We start from the raw sequence: 8,597 nt of genomic DNA, 5'->3' as shown, positions 1-8,597 counted from the left end.
GGGACCAATGCGCCAGCGCCTGGGCGAACTGTTCGCGACCCACGGCGCGCGGCTGTCGGGCTTCTTCTTCTGTCCGCATCATCCGGAAGGCGTGGTGCCGCGCTTCACGCGCACCTGCCTGTGCCGCAAGCCGCTGCCGGGGCTGCTGCGCAATGCCGCGGCGATGCTGCACTTCGACCTGCGCCGCTCCTGGATGATCGGCGACATCCTCGACGACATCGAGGCCGGCCAGCGCGCCGGCTGCCACACCATCCTGGTCGATTGCGGCAACGAGACGGAATGGGTGCGCGGGCCGTACCGCACGCCAGAGCATGTCGTCGCGGATCTGGACCAGGCCGCGCGCATCGTGGTCCGCCATCTGGGCGGCACGGTGCGGCACGCCGAACGTTGCCGGGTGGAGGCCTCATGACGGCATGGCGCGACGCCAAACGCATCCTGTGCGTGCGGCTGGACAATATGGGCGATGTGTTGATGACCACGCCCGCGATGCAGGCGCTGAAGGACAGCGACCCGTCCCGTCATCTGACCCTGCTGACCTCGAGTGGCGCGGCGGCGCTCGCCAGCCACCTGCCGATGATCGATACGGTGCTGACCTGGGATGCGCCGTGGGTGAAGGGGAACGGCATCGGCAACCGCACCGGCAGCAGCGTGATGCCGATGGCGCAGCGGCTGCAGGCGGCGCGCTTCGACGCGGCGGTGATCTTCACCGTCTACAGCCAGAACCCGCTGCCCGCCGCACTGCTCTGCACGATGGCCGGCATTCCGCTGCGGCTCGCGCATTGCCGCGAGAACCCCTATCAGTTGCTGAGCGACTGGGTGCCGGAGACCGAGCCCCAGACGCAGGTTCGCCACGAGACGCAGCGCCAGCTCGATCTGGTGGCGACGGTTGGCGCGGTGCCGGCCGACACGCGGCTGCGCTTCCGCGTGCAGCCCCACGACCGGCGCGCGGTGCAGCGGCTGCTGCAACGGTGGCAAGGGGAGGGCGTGCCAGAGAGCGCCGCCTCCGCCCGCTGCGTGGTGATGCATCCCGGCGCCACCGCCGAGTCGCGCCGCTGGCCTGAGGCGCGCTTCGCCGAGGTCGCCCGCACGCTGGCCGAGCAGGACGGCGCGCTGGTGCTGCTGACGGGCGGCGTCAGCGAGCAGGCGCTGGTCGACAGCGTATGCCGCGCCGCCGGACATCCACGCGTGGTGGGCATCGCCGGCGAACTGACGCTCGACCAGATGGGCGCGCTGATCGAGCATGCCGATCTGCTGGTCTCGAACAACAGCGGGCCGGTCCACCTGTCGGCCGCGCTCGGCACGCCGGTGGTCGATCTCTATGCGCTGACCAATCCGCAGCACACGCCGTGGCAGGTGCCGCACCGCACGCTCTTTGCCGACGTGCCGTGCCGCTATTGCTACAAGAGCGTCTGCCCGCAGCAGCACCACCGTTGCCTGAACGACGTCGAAGTGGCCGAGGTCGTCGCCGCGGCGCGCGAACTGCTGGCCGGCGCGCCGGCCACCTCCGATGCGCTGCCGCCGCTGATCGTGCCCGCCCCCGTCATGCCCCCGTTGCCGCCGGTACGCGCCAGTGGCGCGGTGCTGGCGACCTGAACCGGACACAAGGAATCGCGCAGAGGGAATCGCGCAGAGGAGCCGCCATGTACACGCTTGGAATCAACGCCGCCTATCACGACACCTCCGCCTGCCTGGTGCGCGACGGCGAGGTCATCGCCGCGGCGGAAGACGAACGGTTCACGCATATCAAGCACGGCAAGCGGCCGGTGCCGTTCACGGCCTGGGAGCTGCCCTACCATGCGATCGACTATTGCCTGAAGGAGGCCGGCATCACGCTGGCCGATATCGACCATATCGCCTATTCCTTCGACCCCGCGATCATGCTCGGCGAGCGGCGCCACGACGAGACGGTGACGCTGCCGCTGGAGCCGTCGCGGCATGCGCAGCCCGGCGTGGCCGATTCCCCGTGGGACCCGCTGTTCCTGTCCTATGTCGTCAACGCGCCGCGGCAACTGGTGTCGGGCGTGCCGCATCACCTGCAGAAGCGCTTCGCCACCGTGCGCAGCAGCGCCGAGGCGCCGTACCGCTGGCACTACGTCGAGCACCATATGGCGCACGAGGCCAGCGCTTTCCTCGCGGCCCCGTTCGACCGCTGCGCGGTGCTGACGATGGACGGCCGCGGCGAGAGCGCCACCACCAGCTATGGCGTGTTCGACGGACGCGACTACCGCCGCATCAAGCAGATCGACTTGCCGGATTCGCTCGGCCTGCTGTATGAACGCGTGACGCGGCATCTGGGCTTCCTGCATTCGTCCGACGAGTACAAGGTGATGGCGCTGGCCTCGTATGGCGAGCCGACCCGCGCCGACGTGTTCCGCGCGATGGTCCATGGCGACCGCGAGGGCGGCTATCGCATCGACCAGGCCGACCTCGAAGCGGTACTGGGGCCGCCGCGCGTGCGCGGCAGCGAATTCACGCGCGAGCATTTCAATATCGCGCGCTCGCTGCAGCTGGTGCTCGAGGAGACGGTGCTCGGCATGACGGCGTGGCTGGCCGCCGAGACCGGCGAGCGCAAGCTGGCGATGGCGGGCGGGGTGGCGCTCAACTGCGTGATGAACGCACGGGTGCGCGACCAGGGCGCGTTCGACGAGGTCTGGGTGCAGCCGGCCGCCGGCGATGCCGGCACCGCGCTGGGCGCGGCGCTGTGGATCGACTGGCAGCAGCGCGGCAAGCCGGCGCGGCGCTGGACGATGGAGCACGCTTATTACGGCCCGGCCTTCGACGAGCAGGAGATCGCGGCCTTCCTGGACCAGGCCAAGCTGCCGTACCGCCGGCTCGACGACGTTGCCGGCGAGACCGCCGAACTGCTGGCGCAGAACAAGATCATCGGCTGGTTCCAGGGCCGCATGGAATTCGGCCCCCGCGCGCTGGGCGCGCGCTCGATCCTGGCCTCGCCGATCGATCCGTCGATGCAGCAGAAGCTCAACCAGATCAAGGACCGCGAGGACTTCCGGCCGGTGGCGCCGGTAGTGATGGAGGAACGTGCCGCCGAATGGTTTACGGCGGCCTGTCCCGGCAACTGGCGCGCGCCGTTCATGCTGTTCGTGTTCGACGTCAAGTCCGGGCGCGAGGACCGCATCCCGGCGGTCTGCCACGTCGATGGCACGGCCCGCGTGCAGACCGTGCGGCGCGAGCAGAATCCCGCCTACTACGACGTGCTGGCCGCCTTCGAGCAGCGCACCGGTGTGCCGATCCTGGTCAATACCTCGTTCAACACGCGCGGCGAGCCCATCGTCTGCACGCCGCGCGATGCGGTCGAATGCTTCTGGACCTCGCCGCTCGATGCGCTGGTGATCGGTCCGTTCCTGCTGGAAAAGCCTGCGCGGGAGGGCGCCCATGCCGCTGCATGAGCCCGCGGATCAGGCAGTCGGCCACGTCGAGACCCCGGACGCCGAGCCGCTGGTCTCGGTGGTGATCCCGACCTACCGCCGCCCGGACCTGCTGCACCGCTGCCTGCGCGCGATCGGCGTGCAGCAGTTCGGCGCCGGCACGTTCGAGGTGATCGTCGCCGATGACGGTTGCCAGCCCGAGGTCGAGCGCCTGGTCCAGGAACTGAACGGCGCGTGGCCGCGCTGCACGCTGCGCTATCTGCCGGTGCCCGACACGCAAGGGCCCGCCGGCGCCCGCAACGCCGGCTGGCGCATCGCGCGCGCGTCGGTGATCGCGTTCACCGACGACGACACCATTCCCGATCCTGGCTGGCTGCGCGAAGGCTGCCGGGCGCTGTCGACCTCGCCGCAATGCTGCGCGATCACGGGCAGGGTGGTGGTGCCGCTGCCGGCCCGTCCGACCGACCATCAGCGCGATACCGGCGGCCTGGCGACCGCGGAGTTCGTCACCGCCAACTGCTTCGTCCGCAAGGAGGCGCTGCTGAAGGTCGGCGGCTTCGACGAGCGCTTCACGCGTGCGTGGCGGGAGGACTCCGATCTGCAGTTCCGCCTGCTGCAGCAGGTCGGCCCGATCGGTACCGCGCACGGGGCGATGGTGGTGCATCCGGTGCGGCCGGCTCCGTGGGGCAGCAGCATCGCCGCGCAGTCCAAGGTGTTCTTCGACGCGCTGCTGTACAAGAAGCATCCGCGCTGGTATCGCGAGCGCATCCGCCCGATTCCGCCCTGGCACTACTACGTGTCGGTGCTCGGCTTGCTGGTCGCCCTGGTCGCCGCGCTGGCCGGCCATGCCGCGGTGGCATGGAGCGGCTTCGGCGTGTGGTTCGTGCTGACGGCGTGGTTTTGCTGCCGCCGCCTGCGCGGCGCGGCGCTGACCCCTTCGCATGTCGCCGAGATGATCGCGACGTCGATTCTGATTCCCCCGCTTTCCCTGTACTGGCGCCTGCGCGGCGCCCTTGCCTTCAAGGTTGGTTTCCTATGATCAGATTCGCGGACCGTCCGCGCCGGATCGCCGTATTCCGCGCGCTGCAACTGGGTGACATGCTGTGCGCGGTGCCGGCGCTGCGCGCGCTGCGCAAGGCCGAGCCCGATGCGGCCATCACGCTGATCGGCCTGCCGTGGGCGGCCTCGTTCGTCGAGCGCTTCTCGCATCTGATCGACGACCTGATGGTGTTTCCCGGGGCGCCCGGCATGCCCGAGCAGCCGATCCGCGAAGAGGAAACCCAGGCCTTCTACGAGCAGGCGCGCGCGCGCCGGTTCGATCTGGCAATCCAGCTGCATGGCAGCGGGCTGGTGACCAACGCGATCGTGCGGCAGCTGGGCGCGCGGCAGATGGCCGGATTCCGGCCGGTCCCCGCGGCGCCGGTCGCGGGCCGCGCCGAACGCAAATGGCAGCCGGGCGTCGTCTCGTACGGCGCGCGTCCGGTGAAGGAGCTGCTGATCGACTGGCCGGGCGGCAACGAGATCGAGCGGCTGCTGGCGCTGACCAGCCGGCTGGGCTATCCGGCCGATGGCACCCAGCTCGAATTTCCGCTGCGGCCCGCCGACAACGCGGCCTGGCAGCGGCTGGCGTTGATGTACGACCTGATGCCCGGCAACTTCATCTGCGTGCATCCCGGCGCGCGCATGCATTCCCGCCGCTGGCCCGTCGAGCGCTTTGCCGCGGTGGCCGACGTGCTGCGCCAGCACTGGAAGATCGTGGTGACCGGCACGCCCGATGAGGCGGAACTGGTCGGGCGGCTGTGCGACACGCTCGGTTCGCCGGTGATCAATCTGTGCGGCAAGACCGATCTGGGCGCGATGGCGGCGGTCGTCAAACACGCGCGGCTGCTGCTGTGCAACGACACCGGCGCCTCGCATATCGCCGCGGCGATGCACACGCCGAGCGTGGTGGTTTCCTGCGGCAGCGACAGCGCGCGCTGGGCGCCGCTCGACAGCTCCAGCCATCGCGTGCTGGCAGACTATCCGGCCTGCCGCCCGTGCATGCATCAGGATTGCCCGGTGGGCCACCTGTGCGCCGAGGGCGTCGGGGTCGACGAGGTAGTGGCGGCCGCGATGGCGATGATCGGCCAGTCGCGCGAGACGCAGGAGGTCAGCCATGCGTGAGCGGCTGCGCATCCTGACCTGGCACGTTCACGGCAATTATCTGTACTACCTGTCGCAGATCCCGCACGAACTGTACCTGGTGACCAGGCCAGGCTCGCCGCCGGGCTATGCCGGTGCCGTCGGCGCGCTGCCCTGGGGCGGCAACGTGCACGAGGTCGCCTACGAGGACGTGCCGAACCGCGAGTTCGATTGCGTGCTGTACCAGCACCAGCGCCATTGGGACAGCGATCGCGAGACGCTGCTGACGGAGGCGCAGCGGCGTCTGCCGACGATCTTCCTCGAACATGATCCGCCGCAGCAGCATCCGACCGCGACCGTGCATCCGGTGCAGGACCCGAACGTGATGCTGGTCCATGTGACGCCGTTCAATGCGCTGATGTGGGACAGCGGCGTCACGCCGCACTGCGTGGTCGAGCATGGGGTGGTCGTCGATCCGTCCGTGCGCTACAGCGGCGAGGCCCCGCGCGGCATCAGCGTGGTCAACAACCTGACCAAACGTGGGCGCCGGCTTGGCGCCGACATCTTCGCGCAGGCGCGCGAGCAGGTGCCGCTCGATCTGGTAGGCATGGCCGCGGAAGAGGCCGGCGGACTGGGCGAGGTGCCCAATCCCGAGCTGGCGGCCTTTATCGCGCGCTACCGCTTCTTCTTCAATCCGATCCGCTATACGAGCCTGGGGCTCGCCGTGGTCGAGGCGATGATGATCGGCATGCCGGTGGTCGGGATGGCGACGACCGAGATGTCGACGGCGATCCGCAACGAATACAACGGCTATGTCGATACCCGACTCGAGCGGCTGGTCGAGGTGATGCGGCGGCTGATCGACGATCCTGGCCTGGCCAGGGAGTGGGGCGAGCAGGCGCGCGCCAGCGCGCAGGAACGCTTCGGGATCGGGCGCTTTGTCGAGGATTGGTGCGAGGTGTTGCGGCAGGTGACCCAGTAAGAGGGAAGGGGCTGGGCGCTCTCGCGAAGGGCAGGCGGCCCAATTCCCCACCTGCCGCGCCTTACCGCATCTGCGCCGACCCCAGATACCGCCGCAGCTGCTCCACCGTCGGCGGAATCACCGTGCGTTCGCGCAGCACCCATGGCAGCCCGCGTGCGGTATCGACGCATCCCGCCAGTCCGCCTTCGCGCAGCAGCGCCGGCAGCATGCGCACGCTCTCGCGCAGCGCCGCGCCCGCCGGCAGGCGCAGCCACGCCGACCAGATCGCATTGCGCGCCAGCAGGCGGCGGCGCATCCTGTGCGCGCGGATCGGGCAGGGCTGGTGGTAGGCGATCAGTTCGGGGCAGTAGACCAGCTGCCAGCCGAGCGCCGCCAGATCGAGCGCCAGCAGCGTTTCCTCGCCGCCGATGAAGAGCCGCGGATGGTAGCCGCCGGCGCGGCGGTAGGCGTCCACGCGGAACACCGTCGCACCGGCGAGCAAGCCGAGGATCGCCTTGCCCGGCAGGCCCGCCGACGGCAGCGGACTGTCGGCCATGATGCGGCTGATCGGGTCGGTCTGCGGCTCGCTGTCCTCGCGCACCACCATCAGGTGCGCGGTCAGCGCGGCGACGTCCTGATGGCGGTCCAGCGTGTCTGCCGCCAGCTTCAGCGCGCCGGCATGCCACCACGTATCGTCGTCGCAGAAGGCGACATAGGGCGTGCGCGCCCAGTCGACGCCGACATTGCGCGCCGCGGCGCCGAGATTGGCCGGCAGCCGCAGCAAGGCCGCCTGCGGAAAATCCCGCCGCACCATGTCGGCGGTGCCGTCGCTCGAGCCGTTGTCGACCACCGCGATGGCGGGACGCTCGGGCAGCGCGCACAGCCGTGACAGCGTGGCGCGCAGCCATTCGCAACGGTTGTAGGTCAACACCACCACGCTGACGCGCGTCTCCACCTGAGCCCGCGCCTGCGATTGCCGGCCGCCGCCGGGCGCAGGCGCCGTGATGCCGTCCGCTACGCTCACACGCTGCCCTCGCTGGTGCAGGCGGTCTGGGCCTCGGTCGCATCGCCGGCGCTGGCCTCCCACTGCCAATAGCGCTCGGGCGCGCTCAGGTCGCTGATCGTGTTCGAGTCGAACATGGCGAGCTGGCTGGCGTAGGCGTTGCAGGCGCGAGCCTTGGTGGCGGTGTGCTCGCCGATGGCCAGGTCCACCGGCGTGGACACGGTGCCGGCCGCGTGCCAGCGCGCCAGCAGCTTGTGCAGCATGCCGGGTTTGCGCCGGTAGATCGCCTCTTCGTAATAGAGCCAGGGCGGACCGCCGTGATCGCGTTCGCGCCACAGCCGCGCGCAGGCTTCGTGCACCAGCGTGTGGTCCGAATGGTAGAGGCCGCATGGCGCCACCACGGCGCAGGCGTTATGCAGCGAGATCACCTTCGACAGTTGCGCGGCGATCTCGCCCGCGGTGTGGCGCCGGTTGTACTGGCTGTCCAGAAAATCGAGCCAGACCGGCTGCGCGTCGAGGATGGCGAGGCCGGCGCGGTCTTCCTCGCGCCGCGACAGCACCGCCTGCGCCGCACTGGAGAAGCCGGCGCGCCGGTCCCAGTCCGGCGCCGGCATGTCGACCGGCGGTACGCCGGCGAAGACGGTGACGACCACGGAACCGGGACAGGCCGCGAGCAGATTGCCGCAGCTGAATACCGCGTCGTCCAGGTGGGGCGATATCACCACCAGGGGAACGGAGACCGACAGGGACATGGTTCAATCCGGTTCGGTTTGCAGGTCCGCGATGGTGCAAGGATCGCGCCAATCGGTGGCGCGCAGTGGGGTGCGCTGCGTCGTGTCCGGCGCCGCGCCCTCGGTCGTGCCGGGCGTCGCGCTCGAAGTCGGGCCGGATATTGGGCCGGACATCGGGCCCGATATCTGACCTGACAGGGGACCCTGTAGGGGCCGCGCGCCGGAGGGGCTGCGGTGTGCAAAGGTGTCGGCCGCCCAGTAGATCTTGCACGATGGCAGATCTTCAAGCTGCCGATAGAGGCCGCTGCGCGCGGCCTGCAGCGCTTCGGCACGGCGGCGATGCCATTCGAGCCGGTAGACCAGAAAGGTGATGTTGCCGCTCATCGCGTTGCTCC

9 protein-coding genes are annotated in these 8,597 nt (G+C 69.9%); 6 read left to right on the top strand and 3 right to left on the bottom strand.

From position 1 onward, the window contains the following. From AC6EI8_RS21465 to AC6EI8_RS21440, 6 genes are all read left to right on the top strand, one after another. On the top strand, positions 1–409 hold a 409-nt coding region (locus AC6EI8_RS21465), incomplete at its 5' end, for an HAD-IIIA family hydrolase (RefSeq protein ID WP_498382817.1). Continuing rightward, entirely contained in the window at positions 406–1,593 is a 1,188-nt protein-coding gene (locus AC6EI8_RS21460; protein WP_498382816.1) for a glycosyltransferase family 9 protein, read from the top strand. The genes AC6EI8_RS21465 and AC6EI8_RS21460, both read left to right, overlap by 4 nt. Before the next feature lie 47 nt (positions 1,594–1,640). Next, on the top strand, positions 1,641–3,407 hold the full coding sequence (locus AC6EI8_RS21455; RefSeq protein ID WP_149318047.1) for a carbamoyltransferase family protein: 1,767 nt from the start codon (positions 1,641–1,643) through the stop codon (positions 3,405–3,407). Further along, the gene (locus tag AC6EI8_RS21450) at positions 3,394–4,425 is read left to right on the top strand and encodes a glycosyltransferase family 2 protein (RefSeq protein WP_149318048.1); all 1,032 of its coding nucleotides are present in this window, start codon (positions 3,394–3,396) and stop codon (positions 4,423–4,425) included. Before AC6EI8_RS21455 ends, AC6EI8_RS21450 begins: the two co-directional genes overlap by 14 nt. After that, the gene (locus AC6EI8_RS21445) at positions 4,422–5,549 is read left to right on the top strand and encodes a glycosyltransferase family 9 protein (RefSeq protein WP_498382815.1); all 1,128 of its coding nucleotides are present in this window, start codon (positions 4,422–4,424) and stop codon (positions 5,547–5,549) included. The genes AC6EI8_RS21450 and AC6EI8_RS21445 overlap by 4 nt, the downstream gene beginning before the upstream one ends. After that, positions 5,542–6,489 (top strand): glycosyltransferase family 4 protein, encoded by a 948-nt coding sequence (locus tag AC6EI8_RS21440; RefSeq protein ID WP_498382814.1) that lies wholly within the window; start codon positions 5,542–5,544, stop codon positions 6,487–6,489. Before AC6EI8_RS21445 ends, AC6EI8_RS21440 begins: the two co-directional genes overlap by 8 nt. 61 nt (positions 6,490–6,550) lie before the next feature. Here the strand turns inward: AC6EI8_RS21440 and AC6EI8_RS21435 are convergent, their stop codons facing one another. The 3 genes from AC6EI8_RS21435 to AC6EI8_RS21425 form a co-directional block, all read right to left on the bottom strand. Then, positions 6,551–7,474 (bottom strand): glycosyltransferase family 2 protein, encoded by a 924-nt coding sequence (locus AC6EI8_RS21435; RefSeq protein WP_149318359.1) that lies wholly within the window; start codon positions 7,472–7,474, stop codon positions 6,551–6,553. A 14-nt stretch (positions 7,475–7,488) separates the two neighbouring features. Beyond that, positions 7,489–8,223 (bottom strand): PIG-L deacetylase family protein, encoded by a 735-nt coding sequence (locus AC6EI8_RS21430; RefSeq protein WP_498382813.1) that lies wholly within the window; start codon positions 8,221–8,223, stop codon positions 7,489–7,491. Between the two features lie 3 nt (positions 8,224–8,226). Next, the coding region (locus AC6EI8_RS21425; protein WP_498382812.1) for a hypothetical protein at positions 8,227–8,597 on the bottom strand (371 nt) is incomplete at its 5' end.

It is taken from the genome of Cupriavidus sp. R6-3 (assembly GCF_059772245.1).
This window is presented reverse-complemented; position numbering and strand designations above follow the sequence as displayed.

What these genes read in the sequence shown, in the direction of transcription:
- AC6EI8_RS21460 (WP_498382816.1), top strand. Translation starts at nt 406, where the DNA reads ATGACGGCATGGCGCGACGCCAAACGCATCCTGTGCGTGCGGCTGGAC.
- AC6EI8_RS21455 (WP_149318047.1), top strand. Translation starts at nt 1,641, where the DNA reads ATGTACACGCTTGGAATCAACGCCGCCTATCACGACACCTCCGCCTGC.
- AC6EI8_RS21450 (WP_149318048.1), top strand. Translation starts at nt 3,394, where the DNA reads ATGCCGCTGCATGAGCCCGCGGATCAGGCAGTCGGCCACGTCGAGACC.
- AC6EI8_RS21445 (WP_498382815.1), top strand. Translation starts at nt 4,422, where the DNA reads ATGATCAGATTCGCGGACCGTCCGCGCCGGATCGCCGTATTCCGCGCG.
- AC6EI8_RS21440 (WP_498382814.1), top strand. Translation starts at nt 5,542, where the DNA reads ATGCGTGAGCGGCTGCGCATCCTGACCTGGCACGTTCACGGCAATTAT.
- AC6EI8_RS21430 (WP_498382813.1), bottom strand. Translation starts at nt 8,223, where the DNA reads ATGTCCCTGTCGGTCTCCGTTCCCCTGGTGGTGATATCGCCCCACCTG.